Annotated in this window: 18 protein-coding genes and 2 riboswitches; of the genes, 12 read left to right on the top strand and 6 right to left on the bottom strand. The window is 51.9% G+C overall.

Going from position 1 to position 17,561, the window contains the following annotated elements; translation table 11 throughout:
• Window positions 1–358 precede the first annotated feature (358 nt).
• Window positions 359–1,132 (top strand): MFS transporter, encoded by a 774-nt coding sequence (locus ABA45_RS17605; protein WP_406564668.1) that lies wholly within the window; start codon window positions 359–361, stop codon window positions 1,130–1,132.
• Here the strand turns inward: ABA45_RS17605 and ABA45_RS17600 are convergent.
• Window positions 1,129–1,608, bottom strand: coding sequence for an NADAR family protein (locus ABA45_RS17600; protein WP_048388331.1), 480 nt, complete (start codon window positions 1,606–1,608; stop codon window positions 1,129–1,131). The genes ABA45_RS17605 and ABA45_RS17600 overlap by 4 nt on opposite strands.
• Window positions 1,609–2,661: 1,053 nt before the next feature.
• Here ABA45_RS17600 and ABA45_RS17595 point away from each other — a divergent pair.
• The 3 genes from ABA45_RS17595 (at window position 2,662) to ABA45_RS17590 (ending at window position 7,156) form a co-directional block, all read left to right on the top strand.
• Window positions 2,662–3,162, top strand: coding sequence for an alpha/beta fold hydrolase (locus ABA45_RS17595; RefSeq protein ID WP_053076211.1), 501 nt, complete (start codon window positions 2,662–2,664; stop codon window positions 3,160–3,162).
• Window positions 3,163–3,411: 249 nt separating this feature from the next.
• Window positions 3,412–3,702 (top strand): GGDEF domain-containing protein, encoded by a 291-nt coding sequence (locus tag ABA45_RS19840; RefSeq protein ID WP_084708383.1) that lies wholly within the window; start codon window positions 3,412–3,414, stop codon window positions 3,700–3,702.
• Window positions 3,703–4,108: 406 nt separating this feature from the next.
• On the top strand, window positions 4,109–7,156 hold the full coding sequence (locus ABA45_RS17590; protein WP_048388329.1) for a bifunctional diguanylate cyclase/phosphodiesterase: 3,048 nt from the start codon (window positions 4,109–4,111) through the stop codon (window positions 7,154–7,156).
• 25 nt (window positions 7,157–7,181) lie between these two features.
• On the opposite strand, the gene rlmF is transcribed toward ABA45_RS17590, so the two are convergent.
• Window positions 7,182–8,135: a 23S rRNA (adenine(1618)-N(6))-methyltransferase RlmF gene (gene rlmF, locus ABA45_RS17585; RefSeq protein WP_048388327.1), complete on the bottom strand. Its 954-nt coding sequence runs from the start codon at window positions 8,133–8,135 to the stop codon at window positions 7,182–7,184.
• A gap of 279 nt (window positions 8,136–8,414) precedes the next feature.
• Here rlmF and ABA45_RS17580 point away from each other — a divergent pair, with 279 nt between their 5' ends.
• The 3 genes from ABA45_RS17580 (at window position 8,415) to ABA45_RS17570 (ending at window position 9,592) form a co-directional block, all read left to right on the top strand.
• Entirely contained in the window at window positions 8,415–8,729 is a 315-nt protein-coding gene (locus ABA45_RS17580; RefSeq protein ID WP_048388325.1) for a HigA family addiction module antitoxin, read from the top strand.
• 70 nt (window positions 8,730–8,799) lie between these two features.
• The gene (locus ABA45_RS17575; protein ID WP_048388323.1) at window positions 8,800–8,991 is read left to right on the top strand and encodes a hypothetical protein; all 192 of its coding nucleotides are present in this window, start codon (window positions 8,800–8,802) and stop codon (window positions 8,989–8,991) included.
• A 193-nt stretch (window positions 8,992–9,184) separates the two neighbouring features.
• Window positions 9,185–9,592, top strand: a complete 408-nt coding sequence (locus tag ABA45_RS17570) for a nuclear transport factor 2-like protein (protein ID WP_048388322.1) — start codon at window positions 9,185–9,187, stop codon at window positions 9,590–9,592.
• Here the strand turns inward: ABA45_RS17570 and ltaE are convergent.
• A complete protein-coding gene (ltaE, locus tag ABA45_RS17565) occupies window positions 9,561–10,577 on the bottom strand; it encodes a low-specificity L-threonine aldolase (protein ID WP_048388321.1) in 1,017 nt (338 codons plus the stop codon). The two genes, ABA45_RS17570 and ltaE, sit on opposite strands and share 32 nt — an antisense overlap.
• A 74-nt stretch (window positions 10,578–10,651) precedes the next feature.
• Window positions 10,652–11,485: a M90 family metallopeptidase gene (locus tag ABA45_RS17560; protein WP_048388320.1), complete on the bottom strand. Its 834-nt coding sequence runs from the start codon at window positions 11,483–11,485 to the stop codon at window positions 10,652–10,654.
• A 65-nt stretch (window positions 11,486–11,550) separates the two neighbouring features.
• Between ABA45_RS17560 and ABA45_RS17555 the strand changes: the two genes are divergently transcribed.
• The 3 genes from ABA45_RS17555 to ABA45_RS17545 all read left to right on the top strand — a co-directional run bounded on the left by ABA45_RS17555 (window position 11,551) and on the right by ABA45_RS17545 (window position 14,101).
• Window positions 11,551–12,222 carry an SDR family oxidoreductase gene (locus ABA45_RS17555; protein ID WP_048388319.1) on the top strand — a complete coding sequence of 224 codons (672 nt, stop codon included), beginning with the start codon at window positions 11,551–11,553 and terminating at the stop codon, window positions 12,220–12,222.
• A 143-nt stretch (window positions 12,223–12,365) separates the two neighbouring features.
• The gene (locus ABA45_RS17550; protein WP_007348170.1) at window positions 12,366–13,040 is read left to right on the top strand and encodes a spermine/spermidine synthase domain-containing protein; all 675 of its coding nucleotides are present in this window, start codon (window positions 12,366–12,368) and stop codon (window positions 13,038–13,040) included.
• Window positions 13,041–13,126: 86 nt separating this feature from the next.
• Entirely contained in the window at window positions 13,127–14,101 is a 975-nt protein-coding gene (locus ABA45_RS17545; protein WP_048388318.1) for a M23 family metallopeptidase, read from the top strand.
• Here ABA45_RS17545 and ABA45_RS17540 read toward each other — a convergent pair.
• Window positions 14,098–14,523, bottom strand: a complete 426-nt coding sequence (locus ABA45_RS17540; protein WP_048388316.1) for a universal stress protein — start codon at window positions 14,521–14,523, stop codon at window positions 14,098–14,100. The genes ABA45_RS17545 and ABA45_RS17540 overlap by 4 nt on opposite strands.
• A 203-nt stretch (window positions 14,524–14,726) precedes the next feature.
• Here ABA45_RS17540 and ABA45_RS17535 point away from each other — a divergent pair, with 203 nt between their 5' ends.
• Entirely contained in the window at window positions 14,727–15,443 is a 717-nt protein-coding gene (locus ABA45_RS17535; protein ID WP_227506073.1) for an SOUL family heme-binding protein, read from the top strand.
• Window positions 15,440–15,685, top strand: coding sequence for a TIGR03643 family protein (locus tag ABA45_RS17530; RefSeq protein ID WP_048388311.1), 246 nt, complete (start codon window positions 15,440–15,442; stop codon window positions 15,683–15,685). The genes ABA45_RS17535 and ABA45_RS17530 overlap by 4 nt, the downstream gene beginning before the upstream one ends.
• A gap of 10 nt (window positions 15,686–15,695) precedes the next feature.
• On the opposite strand, the gene ABA45_RS17525 is transcribed toward ABA45_RS17530, so the two are convergent.
• Window positions 15,696–17,135, bottom strand: a complete 1,440-nt coding sequence (locus ABA45_RS17525; protein WP_048388309.1) for a sodium:solute symporter family protein — start codon at window positions 17,133–17,135, stop codon at window positions 15,696–15,698.
• Window positions 17,136–17,245: 110 nt separating this feature from the next.
• Window positions 17,246–17,354: riboswitch (TPP riboswitch) on the bottom strand.
• 90 nt (window positions 17,355–17,444) lie between these two features.
• Window positions 17,445–17,541: riboswitch (TPP riboswitch) on the top strand.
• The last annotated feature ends 20 nt before the right edge of the window (window positions 17,542–17,561 follow it).

The raw sequence follows: 17,561 nt of genomic DNA, 5'->3' as shown, positions 1-17,561 counted from the left end.
GATGGAACACTAGCGTGGGCAAAGCTTTGCTGAACTAGGGGACCCTATAAACTATTAATGCAGTTTTCATACCGGAAGTCGGCGGCAACACCGGTATTCTGTTCATAGATTTCGAAAATACCCAGTTTTATCAGAGGGATACAGATATTTAGGTGCATGGCCTAGCTCTTGCAATATTCGCAGCTCACACGTGATCACCGCGGCGGAGCGTAAAGGCAAGAATAATCCCCAAGTGCTTGCGGGTCGCGGGCAACACGCCCCAAACGCAAGTCTAAGGTAGGAGGTTCCTATTTGGTCTCTGATGCGCCCCATTGGTGCGATTCTGGGCAGTGTCGCACTATTATAGCTCGGCAGTGGTCTGCTCAACACGTTGCTGGCTGTGACCGCCGACGGTCAGAAGTTTTCAACAATCTGGATTGGTTTTATTATGTCCGGCTTCTTCGTCGGCTTTGCTTGCGGCATATTCGTCAGCGGTCGCTTGATCCGGCGTATGGGGCATATCCGCACTTTTGCCTTCTGCGCGGCACTCTGCGCCACCATCGCGCTCCTGCGTGTCATTTGGATGAATCCCTGGGTCTGGCTACTGTTGAGATTTTGCTACGGCATCGCTTTTGTCACTCTGATGACAGTTACTGAAAGCTGGCTCAATACCCGAGTCGCCAAGGAAGAGCGCGGCCGCTTTTCCGACACCCATGATCGCCGCAAGGTTCTTATCTGTGTTTCAGCTCTGGCTGCGGTGATGTGTTTGATAATGCCGCTGGCGCAAAGCCAGAAGATGTTGATGATTACGTTTTTTGTCTGGGGCGGCTTGTCGTTTTCTCTTTGTCCGCTGGGTGTGGCGCAGTTGCTTGACCAATTGCACCCGGATGAGGTGGTCTCGGGATCAACCGATATGCTGGTGTTGAATGGCGCCGGTTCTGCCCTGGCGCCTTTGTTTGCGGGCATTATCATGAATCTGGTTGGTACTCAGGGTATGCCGCTTTATATGGCGGGCATCCTCTTTTTACTGACCGGCTATGCGGTTTATCAGGTTAGACATGTGTCGGTTCTGACCGCAGGGGAGCATGCGCATTTTGAGCCCATGATGCAGACGTCTCATGAGATTGTTGGAATGATCGAAAAAGAGGGTTAACGACTGCTCGCCCGCTCTTCCTGCAGCTTGGCCCGAACGTTCATCAACACGATGCCGTACTTGTTATCGCCCCGGCGATCCCGCCCGCAGCCCCAGAAATAATCGAAGTTACTGTTTTCCAGAATCTTTTGGTCGCCGGTGTTGAGAAGCGCTTCTGTCAGCTCAAGGTGAGTGCGGCAACGGGTGTAGACGCCCCGGGTCATAACGGTTTCACGCACTCGCTTCCAGTCACTGCGGAAACTCTTTCGGCGTTGGCGGCCCAGTTTGCGAGCCTCAGTCGGTGATTTGGCGTTTCGCACCTGTTCCTTGTGGACGTCATCTGTAAACTTCATACCCTGAAAATAATGCTCCACTGACGGCCATAATTTGCCTTCCAGCTCGAAACTGTAGCGGGCGAAGGTCCCAAAGGGGCTATGCGGATCGGTACGGGAGGTAAAGAGACTGCTTTCGCCGTCGTCTTTTGGAAATAGGGACATGATAACCGTCGCTGTAAAAAAATGAGTTAATACATCAAATAATAAGTATACCGATGACTCCCGGAACGACGCCAGCCAATGACAACAGTCATTTGACGATGGAAGAGCTACAGCGAAATTTTAAGTGGTTTAGGCTAAAAATCTATTTTTCGCCGCTGAAAGCCGACCGGTGGAATTCTGCGGCTTCTTCTGCTTCCTTGACGCCCGCTTCCCAGAGTTCGGGCACGTCGCCACCCGTCAGCACCTAAAGCACCGCGTGAACGCCTTTGGCCAGTGAAGAAAGGGTGTTCCCCACCCCTCCCCCCCTTCAGAACGAGCGCGAGCTTGCCCTCGCAGTGCGTGTCAGAAATGTTCTGAACAATTTTGGCCAGCACTTCGAAGCCGCTATAGGTGAGGTTCATTGCCATATCGTTGCGGTGGGGGTCAACCCGTCGAGCACAAGACACCCTCCTGCTTCATTTCAAGTTCCCGATTATCAATTGTCGTATGGCGCATGTTCTGTTTCAGAAGCTGGCAGCCGGGCTGCAGCTATCTTGTTTTCTATCCTGTCGAGTGGTCATAGCAGTGTGAGAAATGTCGGTTGGACGTCAAGCCCAAGTAATATTTGCAGACAGTCATAGAGCTGTGTCCGCGGAAGAATCACTGCTTTTCAGGGGGGATATGTATTGCAATTAGATGAAATGCAAAGGGTTTTGCTGACAATTATAATTGATTGATATTCACCTTAAGCTGTATTTATTAAACATTATTTATTTTGTTGGTATTATATAAAATTTACTTTGATGCTGATAAAAAGTCATTTTTTTCTGACGTGTACGGTGTGATTTGGTGTGGGAGTTAAGGGTTCTGATAATGACGTGTCAACAAGAGATAATGTTACGGTTTAGGTAAAGGCAACATAACGTTGTTGTTAGCAAATGGATTTGGGTGTGATCAAAATATGTAGCGATTTTTATTGCCGTATATGAAGGCGATTATAAATTTTTTTTTATTATGTAGGTTCGGGGAAATACGATGCATTACAGTTTTAGCAACATAAATATAGAACATTAGATGGGTGCGCCGAAGATATTATCGATTTGTTGGCTTATGGTATGCCCAACACCTTGTTTTTTGAATTTTCCTCCTGAATATTTTGGTGGTTTTGATGAGGCAGACCTGCATGAATTGTTAGGTTTAATGGACAAAAATTATATTGGCTGGGTCGAGTATCTAGCACCTTTAGTGATTGGCGTTAATAATTCAGAAGCATTGACCAGTGAACTTTCGAGCAGTTTTTGCTCTACTGACCCTGTTATTGCCAAGAGCTTTGCTAGGGCGACATTTTTTTCTGACTACAGAGAAATTTTAAACCAGGTTAGGCATCCAACATTGATATTCCAAAGTGATAATGACGTCTTAGCCGCTAAGTCAGTTGGTGATTACATGCATAATAAAATACAAAATTCAGCAATAGAAATTATTCAAGCGAAAGGGCGCTATTTGCATATGACGCACCCCGAAAAAATCGCACCTCTGTTAATAAAATACGTTAATGAAGAGGAACTTGGTTAATATTGACAATGGATTCACGTTGAGCAATTTACCTTGCGGCGCACTAGTCACGAACGCTGAACGTGTCATTTTTGATGTGAATGATTATTTTTTAAGGAGTTTTTTTGGGATAGAAGTCTTCTTTTTGGCTGTAACGTCGAAAGCATTTTAGATAGAAGTGGAACACATATTCCCGTTACTGTTAACGCAAAAATTGGTGTAAATAAAAATATCTACTGAGCTTTTTTTGATGCAAGCAATAGAGATAGTCTGTACGAAGAGATCATTCAGGCTCGCAAGAAGTTAGAGCTACAAACTCTAGAGTTAAAGGAGGCAGCATCTATTAAGGAATTAATAGGTCTTTTAAACAGGAGAGAGATTAAATCCCGATCCATTCCCATATTATCGCAGTTCGCCAGAACGAAAAAAGCGCTATCGATTCTGATGATTGACATAGATTTTTTCAAGAGGATCAATGATAGACATGGCCATTCAGAAGGGGACAAGGTATTAAGAGATTTTGGTCGATTGTTAACAGAATGTGGCAGAAAAAGTGATTAAATTTCCCTATTTGGCGGGGAGGAACTTTTAATTTTATTACCTGACGCCAGCTTAGAGAAAAAAATAATTTTTCAAAAAGATTACATGAATTAGTAAATAAAATATTAGTTGATAACGAAGCTTTAACCGTGAGTATTGGTGTCAGTTTCTTCGATGGAAAAATGTTTTTTGAAGAAGTCGTAGATAAAGCTGATATCGCTTTATATCAAGCCAAAAGCCTAGATAGAGATAGAACTGAAGTGTTTTCTATTGTGTAGCAGATTAGAAAACAGGCTTTTCTTCAACTTATCTTTCATCTCCTGATTATTAGGCGTAGGTTGTAGAAATGTTACCTATAGGCCGAAAAACCGACGCAGACACGGCAGGCTCACCTCAGGTAGGTAGAGGTGGGTAAACGGAGAATGCTATGTCAGGGGTAAACGACACACACAAAGCTGCAGCGTTGGGCTCCCAGAGAGCTCGCAGCGTAGTTGTCAATTTCATCGCTTGGGCTGTTATCGCCGTTGGCATTTTGGTTGTGGTGTCTTGGGTGTTGGATATCGAGGCGGGAAAACACATACTCCCCGGCTTCCAGTCAATGAAGTTCAACACCGCACTTTGCTTAATCGCCTGCGGCCTCGTTCTGTGGCGCAGAGCACCCGCGTCTGCTTCGGCCAGCGATCCTATCGCTGCGTTTTTGGCATTGTTCATACTCGTGATATCAGGCCTTACGCTATTCGAATATGGGTCAGGTTGGCCGCTAGGCATCGATAATCTTGCCATTTTGGACACTGCAACGGCTCCGGAGAGATGGCCCGGGCGAATGTCCGGGGCCACGGCATTGTGTTTCAGTTTGATTGGTACCGCGTGGCTGATCAGTATGATTCCGATGCGTCACTCCACACTGATATTTCAGCTTTTCGCTCTGGCGGTGGCCATTATCAGCGCTGCAGCTATGATTGGCTATGTGTTTGGCGTTAGGGAGTTCAGGTTGCCTCTTTTCTCGACCATGGCACTGCATACGGCTGTGTTATTGGTTCTTTGCGGTTTGGGCATGCTGCTCGTGCGGCCCGGGGAAGGCCTGATGAGCTCTGCCACCAGTCGTTACATTGGTGGCCGTTCGCTGCGGCGCCTGCTTCCGTTTATTGCAGTGACTCCAATTCTTGCGAGTTGGTTGAGCATGCAGGGCGTGTTGGCTGGCCACTATTCCGATGCATTCGGCTTCGCACTGAGCAGTCTGTCCAGCATCCTGGTGCTGGGCTTTGTCAGTTGGCTTGGTGCCGACGCGCTCAACTGTGAGGAAGAACGCTTCCGCTCCACCATCGATGCTTCTCCCGTGGCAACAGTCATGATCGATCAGGGTGGCATTATTCGGATTGCCAACCGGTTGGTACATTCAGTTTTTCGTTACCCGGATCATGGGTTGGTGGGGTTGTCTGTCCAGCAATTGCTATCCGAGCCGCTCCGTCAGAGCCATGAAGGTTATCGCCGCGAGTACATGCGCAACCCCACGCAGCGAATATTGGGGGTGGGGCGTGAGCTGTTCGCTCTGCGCCAGGACGGCACCGAATTCCAGGCCGAAATCGCGCTGAACCCTGTCCAGACGGCCGATGGTCGCTATGTTATGGCAGCTGTTGTGGACATTACCGACCGTGTGGCGGCCGAACAGAAAATCCTGCGCCTTAACCGCATGCACAAAGTGTTAAGCGGTATTAACACCCTCATTGTTCGCACCGAGACTCGCGATTCGCTCTTCGAGGGGTCGACACGTATCGCAGTGGAGGACGGCGAGCTGCCTGCCGCGTTAATAGTGCATTACGACAGTAATCTGCAGCAGTGCAAAATTCTACACGGGCATGCCGCCGAAGAGCAGGTTGAAACTCGGCTTTTGATTGGCCCTGAAGTGGACTCAATTCGCGAATGCGTGCAGCAAAATTGCGTTGTGGTGCGTAATAACTTGGCCGGGGACCCTGGCGACGACGACCCTGCGGATCTGGCCAAGCTTGGTATACGTGCTTTGGCGGCGTTCCCGCTGGCTTCAAATAACCATAAACCGGAAGTGGCCTTGTTGCTCTGCGGGCGCGAGTCGTTTTTTTTTGACGAGCCGGAACTCAAGCTTTTATTGGAAGTGGCTGGCGATATCTCATTCGCGATGGCTAACCTGGATAAGAGCCAGGAGCTTGCGTATCTGACGCATTTCGACAAGGTCACTGATCTACCAAACCGCCTGCTGCTTACTGACCGGCTCCAGCAGGCTATGCTTCAGGCCGACAGTTATCAGGGCAATGTCAGTATTTTGTATATGGACCTCGACCGTTTTAAGCAGGTCAATGACAGCTTTGGCCATGCCGGCGGCGACGAGGTGCTCCGACGGGTGGCTGAGAGAATTGGTGAATGTGTAGGCAAGGCCGATACAGTATCCCGCTGGGGTGGCGACGAATTCATTGTTCTGCTGCCAGGCCAAAGTGCCGGCGACGCCGCTGGGGTCGCCAACGCTATTAGTGAGGCGTTACATTCGCTCATTGTGCTGGGTGGCAGCCGGGAATTGTTTGTCTCGTGCAGTATCGGCATTGCGGAGTATTTTCATAAGAGCAGTGATGTAGATGCACTTATTAATAGTGCAAGAAGTGCGATGTCTACGATTAAGGAACAGGGGGGTAATAATTACCGGCATTTTGTATCGGGAGGCGACCAGGCATCTGATGACGGGTTGGAGCTGGAAACATCATTGAGACAGGCGCTGGGGCAGAAGCAGTTCCAGCTTTACTATCAGCCCCAGATTGATATTGTCTCCGGACGGGTTTTGGGGTTAGAGGCTCTCTTGCGCTGGCATCATCCTACGCAGGGCATGATTGCTCCGAATCGCTTCATTCCTTTAGCCGAAAAGACCGGATTGATTATACCCATTGGCGAATGGGTGCTGCGCGAGGCTTGCAGCCAGGTCGCCACCCAGCACGGGTTGAAAGTGGCGGTGAATCTGTCCGCCCGACAATTCCACCAGAAAGACCTGGTGGCTATGATCCGTCGAATCCTGGATGAAACCGGTATGCCGCCGGCGAACCTGGAGCTGGAGATCACGGAGAGCGCTCTGATCTACGATGTTGAACTGGCCATTGCCACGATGGAGCAGTTGAATGACCTGGGTGTGAGCGTTTCACTGGACGACTTTGGCACCGGCTACTCCAGTTTGAGTTACCTGAAGCGCTTCCCCATCGACATGCTCAAGATTGACAAATCTTTCATTGACGAAGTGACGACAGACCCCGACAGCAACGTGATTGTCAAAACCATCATCGTTATGGCTCACAGTCTGGGGCTTAAGGTCATTGCCGAAGGCGTGGAAACCAAGGAGCAGCTAACAATGCTGCGCGAGCACGGCTGCGACCAGGCTCAGGGCTATCTCATTGCACGTCCGTTGCTCTGCCAGGAGGCTCTGGAAATAGCGGCCCAAACGTTCGTCGTCCCGACGTCATGATTGACGCCAAAACGGAGTGCGGGATTTAGATAAATGTCCAGGCCAATATTCTCGTGGTTTTATTGCCCTGCTTCATCTCTATTTCCTGCACGCCGATTGCACCAAGCTTAAGAATCAATTTTTTTGCAGGCTTCACATTGTCAATTTTCGAAACCAGGCTTGTAAACCAGCGGCATTGAGTTGAAAAAACCTGGCTTTCTTTTATGAGTTTTTTAAGGAACAGTCGTTCGCCACCTTTACACCATAGCTCGGCGCCTAGGCCGCCAAAATTAAGAGTGGAAGACGTGGTTTTTTGCTCACCGCGATGACGAGCAAGGTTGTTAGTTTTACGCTGGCTGGCGGTTAGAGCTTCCTCGCGTGACGCATGAAACGGCGGGTTGCATACGCTGACATCAAAGAATTCTCCGGGTTTAATGATTCCTTCAAAAATGTGATTTTTATCGCGCTGCGCGCGCAGTGAGAAACGGTCTTTTAGCGTGGGGTTATTAGCGATAATCGAGGCTACGTTTTCAAGTGACTGACGGTTAATATCACTTCCCACACACTGCCAACCGTATATCTGGCAAGCTAATAGCGGGTATATCCCATTCGCACCCGTTCCTATATCAAGTAACGACATGCTGGGCTGGGTATTAGCCTGGTTCGTCGTAGGCTCGCCAACGCCAAGCAACTCGGCTATGTAATGGATGTAGTCGGCCCTGCCCGGAATGGGCGGACAAAGAGCGCCCTCTGGAATATCCCAATCAATGACGCTGTAGTATCGCTGTAATAGCGCGGTATTCAGGGCTTTTACGGCCAGTGGGTCTGCAAATTCTATGGACAGGTTGCCGTATGCGTTTTTATCCACATAGGGGGCTAGTGGCGGACAGCTTTTTATAAGCGATGGAAAATCATAGCCCTGCTTGTGCAGATTTCTGGGGTGCAGGCCTTTGCGATTAGGCTCGGTTTGGTTGTTTTCACGTCGGTAGAGTGTGCTCACAGCAATGTATCCGAAATTTAGAATTTAAAAGTGAAGCGAAGCCGCACAGAGCCATTATAAACCCTTAAGACACGACCGCTCCGGTTATTGCAGCCCCAGTCGTATAACCATCAATTGACATGTGTAACGTGACAAATTACACTCGCGTTCCGCGATCGGAACTTGGCAGGCAGGAGCAGCAAACGTTTTCGATAAATGACCAGTGGCGTCATCGCTTTTTTTTGACGATGTTATTACGCACAAGGTCATATGCAACGACCACTGGGAGAGGTAAAGACGATGGCTATTCCTGAAACTGGCAGCATGCAGCACAAGCCGACCCATCCTGGTGAAATGTTAAGAGAGGACTTCATCCCAGACTACGACCTAACGGTTGCTGGATTGGCTGAGTCTTTGGGGGTATCTCGCCAGTCGGTTAATGAACTGCTGCGAGAGCGCCGTGCGGTCAGCCCTGAAATGGCACTTCGGCTTGCGCGTTTGTTTGGTAATTCCCCAGAGTTTTGGCTGAATGCGCAGCGCGCTGTTGATTTGTGGACTGCAGCGCTATCGGTCAAGGAAGAAGTTGACCGAATCACACCGTTAGACGCCGCATAACCAGATCGTGCAGCAAGATTAGACATTGTTGAAATGAACAGATAAACCAACATTTAACCGAGAGAATACTATGAGCAAAAAACCCGCAAAAGATTCAGTAACAACGGCCTCAATTGAAGAGCAAACAGCGGCTTTTTTAAAGGCTGGCGGAGCGGTTCATTATGTCGTTAAAGGCAAAAGTGGGCAAATTGCTCCTGCAGGACCGAAACCCGTTGCTCCTAAGCCGGTTGCTCCCAAGCCGGTTACCCCGAAAGATGACTGACGTGTCCGTTGATTGGCACTGCAGTTCTTGTCAAACTCATTAGAAAGCATTGCTTGCTTTGATGCGCCTTGGGGTAGCTTTAACGCTTTACCCCGAAGCCTTGGTGTACAAAAAACGTCTTTTAGAGTGGCGTTAAAGCTTACCAAGTTCCTGGACATTCAAACCATTCCCGTATTAGAAGTGGAGTCTATTGATGAAGCCAAAAGACATCGTGGCGCAGTTCGTTGCCGATATCCAAGCCCAGCGTTTTGATGAGGCAAAGGCCTTGCTGGTGTCGGATGGATTTGAATATGTTGGGCCAAACATGCGTTTCGTGAACCCGGATGATTTGATGGCCTACCAGTTCGGGATGGTCGCCATTCAAAAAGCCCTGATTCTCCGTCAGCTCAGCGCCGAGGAAGAGCAGGTGTTTGCAATCCTGGATTACCGCACCAATTTTGAACCGATTGGCGATGTCCGACTGGCAGTCTGGTTTAGTGTTCTAGGCGACAAAATCCAAAAGATTGAAGCGTTCTATAATGCGGCCGTCGTTGAAAACATGTTGGGGGGCAACTTCCCTCAGTCGACCGCTAAGGCTGCTGCCGATAAAACCGCTGAGTAGCAGTTATTAGCTGTTTTACATCGTTGTTATCAACGTCCCGGTGGGTCACGAAGCGAATAGGCTCACCGGCGGTGATAAGAATCCCTTGGCTCGCCAAGTAATCGCGCAGCGCCGCGGCTTTGCCAGAGCGGCAGCGGGCGTAAACGATGTTGGTCTGGGTGCGGCTCGGGTCAATTTCCAGCTCTGGAATTGCGGCAAGCCCGGTACTCAGGTAGCGGGCATTTTCATGGTCTTTTTGCAGTCGCAGTGGCCCTTGCTCAAGAGCGATGCTCCCGGCCGCTGCCAATATTCCTGCCTGGCGCATGCCGCCGCCGAGCATTTTGCGCAGGCGTGTTGCACGCTCAATAAAAGCCGTTGAACCCAACAACAGTGACCCCACTGGGGCGCCCAATCCCTTCGACAGGCAAACGCTGACGGAATCGTAGTGTTTGGTTATGTCCGTTACATCACAGTCTGATTTTACCGCTGCGTTAAATACCCGGGCTCCGTCCAGATGAAGCTGCAACCGATGGTCATCGCAAAAGGCGCGAGCCTGGCGCTGGTAGTCCAGTGACAGCACCTTGCCGCCGATGGTGTTTTCCAGGGATAACAGGCGCGTTATGGCGAAATGAAAGTCACCGGGCTTTATCGCTGCGCGGGCCTTGTCGAGGTTGATGCTGCCGTCGGGCTCATTCTCGATGGGCTGAGGTTGCACGCTTCCAAGCACGGCAGCGCCACCGCCTTCGTAGCGGTAGTTGTGCGCTGACTGGCCACACAGGTATTCGTCGCCGCGACCGCAGTGGCTCATAATCGCCAGCAGGTTGGCCTGGGTGCCGCTGGCCGTAAACAGGGCAGATTCGAAGCCAAGCCGCTTGGCTGCCCAGGCTTGCAGGTTGTTCACTGTTGGGTCTTCACCGTAAACATCGTCACCAACTTCCGCGTAGGCCATGGCCTCGCGCATTTCCTTGGTAGGGCGGGTAACAGTGTCACTGCGAAAATCAATCATGGTGGCGCTCTTTTGCATTATCGCTAACGAGTGAAATAAGTTGTAGCATTCTACAGTGAAAGGCAGGAGGCGATTCAACCTTCGTGGCGGCTGAAGTCTATGGGGTCCAGCCGATAAAAACCGCGCAGGGCTTCGTAAACGTCCGGTTGTTCGGCTTTCAGATGTTTTGGCTGCTGAAAAAAAGCCTCTGTAAGCACCGCAAAAAATTCGGCAGGCTCGGTGGCGCCGTAAGGGTCTAGCCAGCTTTTCTGATGATGCCGCAAGCTAGATCGCAGGTTCTCGTACGCTTTGGTCATCGTTTGTTGCCACACTTGGGCTTGCTCTCCGCTTAGTGGCGGCGCACCGTCTGCAGTGCCGTCCAGGTAGTCCAGTTGGTGGGCGAACTCATGAAGAATAACGTTGTGCGGGCCATCTGAATTCATCGCGCCTTCTTCGCATTCAGACCACGCCAACACGATTTGCCCCCGGTTAGACGCTTCGCCCGCTCGAACTTGATCTTGAACACTAACCACGATGCCATCACTCTGTGCTGTTTGAACGCGATACGCATTCGGGTACACCAGAATGCTGCGAACATCGTCATAAGAAGCGTAGGGGCGGGCCAGAATAAGCAGGCAGGCGTGGCCGGCAATGGTAATTTTTACCCGCTCGTCCACATGAAAGTCGGCGCAGCCGTAGAAGGCCTTTTCGGAAAGAAAAAGCTGAACGTATTTTTCCAGCTGTTTTTTCAAGGGCGGGGGGAGTTTTTGATAGAGTGGCATATGGGCCCGCAGTAACTTGCGCCAGGCTTTCGGAAAAGGCTGTTGCAGTTCACGTTGTCGCCGCCAGTTGCGGTAGAAAAACAGGTAAAATATCGCGAAAGCGATGAGCGCCAGAGCAAACACGGCGAATACAAATGGCGAAGACAATGGGGCTGTGTCCTGTCTGGAGGGCGGTTTTGCCATCTTATCCTATTCATCTATGAGGTGTTGTTATGTCGAATAAACGAGTAGTGGTCATCACCGGTGCGAACCGCGGAATAGGCCTGGAGCTAGCCCGGCTCTTTGCTGCAAAGGGTTGTCAGGTAATTGGCGTGTGTCGTGAAACGTCGACCGAGCTTACGGACGTAGCTGCCAAGGTTGTTGTTGGTGTGGATGTTACAACCGACGCCGGTGTGGAAAGGCTGATGGCCGGCTTGCAAGGCGTTCAAATCGACGTGCTGATTAACAACGCGGGTCTGTTGCAGGATGAAGTACTGGGCAGCATCGATTTTGACTCCCTGCGTACCCAGATGGAGATCAATGCCTACGCACCGTTGCGAATCGCCGAAGCCCTGTTCCCGCAAATGCCCGCCGGTGGCAAGATCGCGAATATCACCAGCCGCATGGGATCGATTGCTGATAACGACTCTGGCGGTCGCTACGGTTACCGTGCCTCCAAAGCCGCATTGAACGCGTTTGCGAAATCTTTGGCAATTGACTTGAAGCCTCACGGTATCGCTGTCGCCCAGCTTCACCCGGGCTATGTGAAAACTCGTATGGTGAATTTTGGCGGGCTGATTTCGCCAGAAGACTCTGCGAAAGGGTTGGTTGCGCTGATTGAAGGGCTCAATCTGGAGAATTCCGGAACCTTCTGGCACAGCAACGGCGAGCAGTTGTCCTGGTAGAAGGAAGACGGTGATAGAGGATGGGGTGAAAGGAACAGCGTGTTAGCGAGAAGGGCATAGTGGAGAGAAGGGCGTGGTAGAGTATTGCGCCCGAATATTGCGGCGAATCCTTTGCCGGTGTGTTGACGACTTTTGAGGTTTTTATGGCCCGTTTTGAACTGCTGGGTACCGCCACTATTCCGGGCAAAGGCACGGAGTTGCGCCTGCTCCAGCGCAATGATGAGTTTTCGATCAAAATTGCCGGCAAGTCCGGCGAACTGATGAACAGCCGCCTTCACGGCTCCGAAGATGCTTTGGCAACGCTCGCTTGCGAGCGGATTGCCGATCACCCCGCACCACGCGTACTAATTGGCGGTTTGGGCATGGGCTTTACGCTGGCAGCGGCCTTGGGCACGCTGGGTGGTAAGGCTGAAGTAACCGTGGCTGAGTTGGTGCCGGACGTCGTTGAATGGAATCGCGGGCCACTGGGCCTTGCGGCGGGTTATCCCTTAAAGGATCCCAGAACAAAAGTGCACGTCGGCGACGTGGTGCAGCTGATCAAAGACTCCCCGGGCCACTATGACGCCATTTTGCTGGATATCGACAACGGTCCCGAAGGAATGACCCGTAAGGAAAATGATTGGTTGTACACCGCCGCCGGTATTGCCGCCGCCCAGGCCGCGCTGACGTCCGAAGGCATTCTGGCTTACTGGTCGGCAGGGCAAGACCCCACTTTTACCGAACGGATCAAGCGTGCCGGGCTGTCTGTTGAGCCGGTGACGGTGCGTGCCCATCGCCCCGGAAAGGGTGCTAAGCATGTCATCTGGCTGGCGTGGTAGTGGCTTTGGTTATGAGCGCTCTTTGTAAGAATTCTTTGTGTGTATTCCCTATCAGTATTGCGGCTTAAATTAAGGAACCCCGATTAATGTCTTGGATGGTCATGGTTACTCAGATTCTTCTTCCGGTGCTGCTGCTGTTTTGGTTTGCACGGTTTCCGGCAGCTGGCTTTCTGGCTTTTGGGCTTCAGGCTATTTCAGTTGGCGCGGTTATTCTGGGGATAGGGCTCGCGGCTTTATGGACGATGCCACCTTTCTGGGTGCCGTATGTTTACGCCGTTGTGTTCCTGTTGATTACAGCTTGGCATCTTGTGCGAGGCCGCCTCCTGGGCAACGGATTTTGGCAAGCGTCAGCCGGGCCAACGACGCTGGTGCTTATAGTAGCCGGGTTCGGCTCGATCGGCGGTTATATGGGTTATCTGGCGTGGCTGGGCCGTGAACTTCCGCCGGTAGACACCGTGAATATTGCACCGCCCTTCGGTGCGGGCGACTATCTGGTGGCGCAAGGGGGCTCAGGCAGACTGGTCAATATTCACCTGCATACACTGGACAAATCGGTAGAGCGATTCCGGCCCTGGCGGGGCCAGAGCCGCGCGCTCGACATTGTACGGATTACGCCATTTGGCCGTCATGTAGAAGGCTGGCAACCCGCTGACCCAGCTCGTTATGTCACCTTCGGAACAGCGGTGTTAGCACCTTGTAAGGGGGAAGTCACCAGAATTGTGGACGGTATTCAGGACATGCAGGTTCCTGAAATAGACCCCGAGAATATCGTAGGCAATTACGTCGCTGTTGATTGCGGTGATTTCTTTGTGGTGTTGGCGCATTTGCGCCAGGGCAGCGTTCAGGTTCGGGCCGGAAACAGTCTGGAAATTGGCGACAAGCTTGGGGAGATGGGTAATTCCGGCAATAGTTCAGAGCCGCATTTGCACGTGCATGCCCAAAGAGGCTTGCCCGAAGAGGCTCCGCTAAGTGGACAGCCTTTGGCTTTGACGATCAACGGAGACTTTTACATTCGAAACGACAGGATTAAGGTCTCGGGCCCCGGCGCCGCACCAGATTAATCCTCACGCACAACGAAAACCGACACGTTACTGTGTCTGACGATGTTTGCACCATTCGAGTGGAGAATGTGCAAGCGATCGCCGGTGCCAGGCGAGTGTGACGCCATGATGACCAGGTCTGCACCGGTTTCTTTGATGGATTCCAGCAATCGGTCATCCAGTTCCACGGAGGTATCTGCCGTCGAGATCACTTTGCTGTCGGTAGCGACGCCGTGTAATTCCCCCTGCTCTTGGGCAAAAGTGTTGAGCTTTTTGGCCAGTTCTTCCGGATTGTGTGCAGCGGCGGACGGAGTCGTGTTGGTGACCGCGATGTAGCAGAGTGCGGCGTTATAATGCTTGGCGATGTCGATTGCCGTGTTGAGCGCCTTTGACATTTGCGCCGTACGTGACAGGTCGACGGGCACGAGAATTTTGCGATACATAGTGTTTCTCCCTATCCACATTCAAACGTGGAGCTATTTCCTTCCACAATTAAAAGCGTGGCAGTAATTCCTGGATATTGCCACGTATGAAGGCTCAAAAGTTTGGACATGGCGTCTCTCTGTCTTCCATGCCAGACTTCAAGAGTACACAAAAAGTGAGGTGTTTCTATGGATCTCCAGAGACCTTTTGGGGGTGGGCGCTAATGACTCACCTGAAGCAGACAGTTTGGGTGATGATTGTGGCAATTCTCGGAGTTGGCAACGTTATGGCGACAGAAGAAGCCGAATACACCGTTGTACTCAAGGATCAGAGCTTTGAGGTGCGCGATTACGAGCCACATATCCTGGCCGAAACCATCGTAGACGGAAAGTTTTCTAACGCCGGTAACAAGGCCTTCGGCCGGTTGTTCAAATACATCTCCGGTGACAATACCTCCCAGCAGACAATTGAAATGACTTCGCCGGTCGCGCAGGAAGCTGAAAGCGAAAAGATTGATATGACGTCGCCGGTCGGTCAGAAGCGGGAAAACGACAGCTGGGTTGTAAGCTTTATGATGCCCGCGTCTTTTACAATGGAGACGCTGCCGCAGCCCAAAGACCCCAAAATAACGCTACGCCAGGTTCCCACACAGCGCATGGCCGTGGTGCGCTACTCAGGTACCTGGAGTGAAAAGGGTTACCAGAGCCACAAGAATAAGCTGGACGCGTGGATCAATGAAAACGGCTTTCGCGCGATTGGCGAGCCGGTTTGGGCGCGCTACAATCCGCCCTTTATGCCCTGGTTTTTGCGCCGGAATGAAGTGTTAGTTCCCATTGCAATTCCGGTGGGCAATGAGCAGGGCTCGGCTAACCTGCATCCAAAAGCCGTGGTAGCACGTATCGCTTCGAACAATTCTGTTCTGTTAGGGCAAACGCCATGAGTCCATCCGACGAGTCCCGTGTTATTGAGATGGCCTGGGAAGACCGAACGCCTTTCGAGGCCATTCAGCAACTGTACGGCATGTCAGAACCCGAGGTTATCCGGTTTATGCGCAAGTCACTGAAGCCAAGTAGTTTCAGGCTGTGGCGGGCGCGGGTGTCGGGCCGCTCAACAAAACACCTGAAGTTGAGAAGCCCGGACATAAGCCGGGGTTATTGCCCAACTCAGTACAAACAGCGCTAAACCCCTGGCATTACCCCTCCAGTTCTTTGACCCGCTGCGCCAGCACAGAGAAATCAAAGAGCTTGCCCTTTGGCAGTAGCAGCAACAATAACGACACCGCAATCGGTACAAAGGTTGCCAGCAGGAAAGATTCCAGCAAATAGGTGAGCGGCGCCCCCGGTGCGGGAAACAGCATCAACCCGGTAGCCAGGCCGGCAAACGTGCTAATCGCGGCGTTGTAGCTTTGGTAACGGGCGTTGTAGAAGCCGAAAAATACCGGGAAAGCGGCGGCGCAGCACAACAGATCGGCAAGCAGAAACAGGTAAAGCACGCTGTAGCCTTGGGCCGCCACGAACAAAACCGGTATCGACAACAACACAATCAGCCAACGCGATAGCGACAGCAGACTATGGTTGCCCAACTTGGGCAGCAGTCGGCGCAGGTCTATGACCATGATGCTCGTCAGCCCGCTGATGGTGGAGTCTGCGCTGCTCATAATCAGCGCCAGCCCGAAGGGTAGCAGGCCAATGGCAAACCACACGGGCACATCGGCCAACAGCACGCTGAACAGCGCCACCGAGCCGTCCCCCGGCAAGCCCAAACCGACAAACGCCAGCCCGAATAAGCCCATGATGAAAATGATAGGGAAGCTCAGCAGACCGCTGATGATAAAACCGTTGCGGATAACCTTGTTATCGCGGGCGGCGAAAATGCGCTGCCAGGTGCCTTGGTAAAATAATCCGGTCAGCACCACCGCCAGGAAAAAAGTCAGGCCGGACTTTAGGCCGTTGATGTCCAGCGGGTCCAGCAGATGCGGTGCTTTTTCCTGCAAGCCTTGCAGCGCCGGAGCCAAACCTCCGGTGGCCTGCCAGCCAAAACCAATTAATAGCGCCAGGAATGGCAAAATCACCAGCATTTGTACCCGGTCGGTAAAAATAGTGACCCGTAGGCCGCCGTACAGGGTGTACAGCAGGGTGGCGCCCATGACGATGCTGGCGGTTAGCCACAGAGGAACCGGCGCCAACAAAGACACCATTTTGGCAATGGCCGTCAGGCCCGCTGTCAGGCTGATAAAGAGATAGAAAACCATGATCACCAGCACGAATCCGTACATAACACGGCCATAGCGGCCGAGCACAAATTCGGTCAGCGTGTGGCCTTCGGGCATCAGTGTGCGAATGCGTTTACCCAAGGGAATCATGATCAGCCGCGGCGCCAGGGCACCCAGCGCATAACCGGTAACGGCACCAATACCACCCCAGGTGGCGGCTTGCGCCGGGCCAAACAGAATCCAGGTGCCCATGGTGGTCGCGAGCAGTGTCAGTAGGGTAGCGGAGCTGCTCTGACTGTTGCGGGCCACCAGAAAATCGTCCAGTTTGTCTTGCTTGTGGCGTGCGTAAATCAGGCCGGGTATGGCAAAAAGTGCAGCAAATAAAACAAGCCACACAAGGGCGGTAGAGGTGCTTAGCATTGGTAAATCTTCCTTGCCGTGGCAGACGGGAGTGTCATCGCCATAGGTGGCGAATGACCGGGACAACCGGGACAAACCGCAGGCAAAGAAAGGAGCGCACAGGCAAGCGTAAAGCAGGCTTTATCCTTCCCTTCGCCGGCATTACCCGGATCAGGTTCGAAGGGTTACCGCACACAGTGCGGAGTCTCAGCCATCGCAATGGCGCCCCCAGGAATGTCAGTAGAGTAGGAAGTCTGCTCGTACTTGTCAATTGCAGCTAGTTTGTGGCGGCTTGGGCTGCATATTCGCGCATTCGTTATGCTATGGTTTGGGCTCGACACGGGGTGTCCTGCTTTGCAGGGCTGAGAGCACACCCGTTGAACCTGATCCAGTTCACACTGGCGAAGGGATGTCAGAAGGTGCGCCGGTACCAAATCTGTCCATTCA

It is taken from the genome of Marinobacter psychrophilus, from assembly GCF_001043175.1.
Lineage (GTDB): Bacteria > Pseudomonadota > Gammaproteobacteria > Pseudomonadales > Oleiphilaceae > Marinobacter > Marinobacter psychrophilus.
The sequence above is the reverse complement of the archived record's forward strand: the minus strand, read 5'-3'. Positions and strand labels throughout refer to the sequence as shown.

Bases quoted from the DNA above. Each gene is read 5' to 3' on its own strand.
- ABA45_RS17600 (WP_048388331.1), bottom strand. From the start codon at position 1,608: ATGTCCCTATTTCCAAAAGACGACGGCGAAAGCAGTCTCTTTACCTCC.
- ABA45_RS17595 (WP_053076211.1), top strand. From the start codon at position 2,662: ATGGGTGCGCCGAAGATATTATCGATTTGTTGGCTTATGGTATGCCCA.
- ABA45_RS17590 (WP_048388329.1), top strand. From the start codon at position 4,109: ATGTCAGGGGTAAACGACACACACAAAGCTGCAGCGTTGGGCTCCCAG.
- ABA45_RS17580 (WP_048388325.1), top strand. From the start codon at position 8,415: ATGGCTATTCCTGAAACTGGCAGCATGCAGCACAAGCCGACCCATCCT.
- ABA45_RS17575 (WP_048388323.1), top strand. From the start codon at position 8,800: ATGAGCAAAAAACCCGCAAAAGATTCAGTAACAACGGCCTCAATTGAA.
- ABA45_RS17570 (WP_048388322.1), top strand. From the start codon at position 9,185: ATGAAGCCAAAAGACATCGTGGCGCAGTTCGTTGCCGATATCCAAGCC.
- ltaE (WP_048388321.1), bottom strand. From the start codon at position 10,577: ATGATTGATTTTCGCAGTGACACTGTTACCCGCCCTACCAAGGAAATG.
- ABA45_RS17555 (WP_048388319.1), top strand. From the start codon at position 11,551: ATGTCGAATAAACGAGTAGTGGTCATCACCGGTGCGAACCGCGGAATA.
- ABA45_RS17550 (WP_007348170.1), top strand. From the start codon at position 12,366: ATGGCCCGTTTTGAACTGCTGGGTACCGCCACTATTCCGGGCAAAGGC.
- ABA45_RS17545 (WP_048388318.1), top strand. From the start codon at position 13,127: ATGTCTTGGATGGTCATGGTTACTCAGATTCTTCTTCCGGTGCTGCTG.
- ABA45_RS17540 (WP_048388316.1), bottom strand. From the start codon at position 14,523: ATGTATCGCAAAATTCTCGTGCCCGTCGACCTGTCACGTACGGCGCAA.
- ABA45_RS17535 (WP_227506073.1), top strand. From the start codon at position 14,727: ATGACTCACCTGAAGCAGACAGTTTGGGTGATGATTGTGGCAATTCTC.
- ABA45_RS17530 (WP_048388311.1), top strand. From the start codon at position 15,440: ATGAGTCCATCCGACGAGTCCCGTGTTATTGAGATGGCCTGGGAAGAC.
- ABA45_RS17525 (WP_048388309.1), bottom strand. From the start codon at position 17,135: ATGCTAAGCACCTCTACCGCCCTTGTGTGGCTTGTTTTATTTGCTGCA.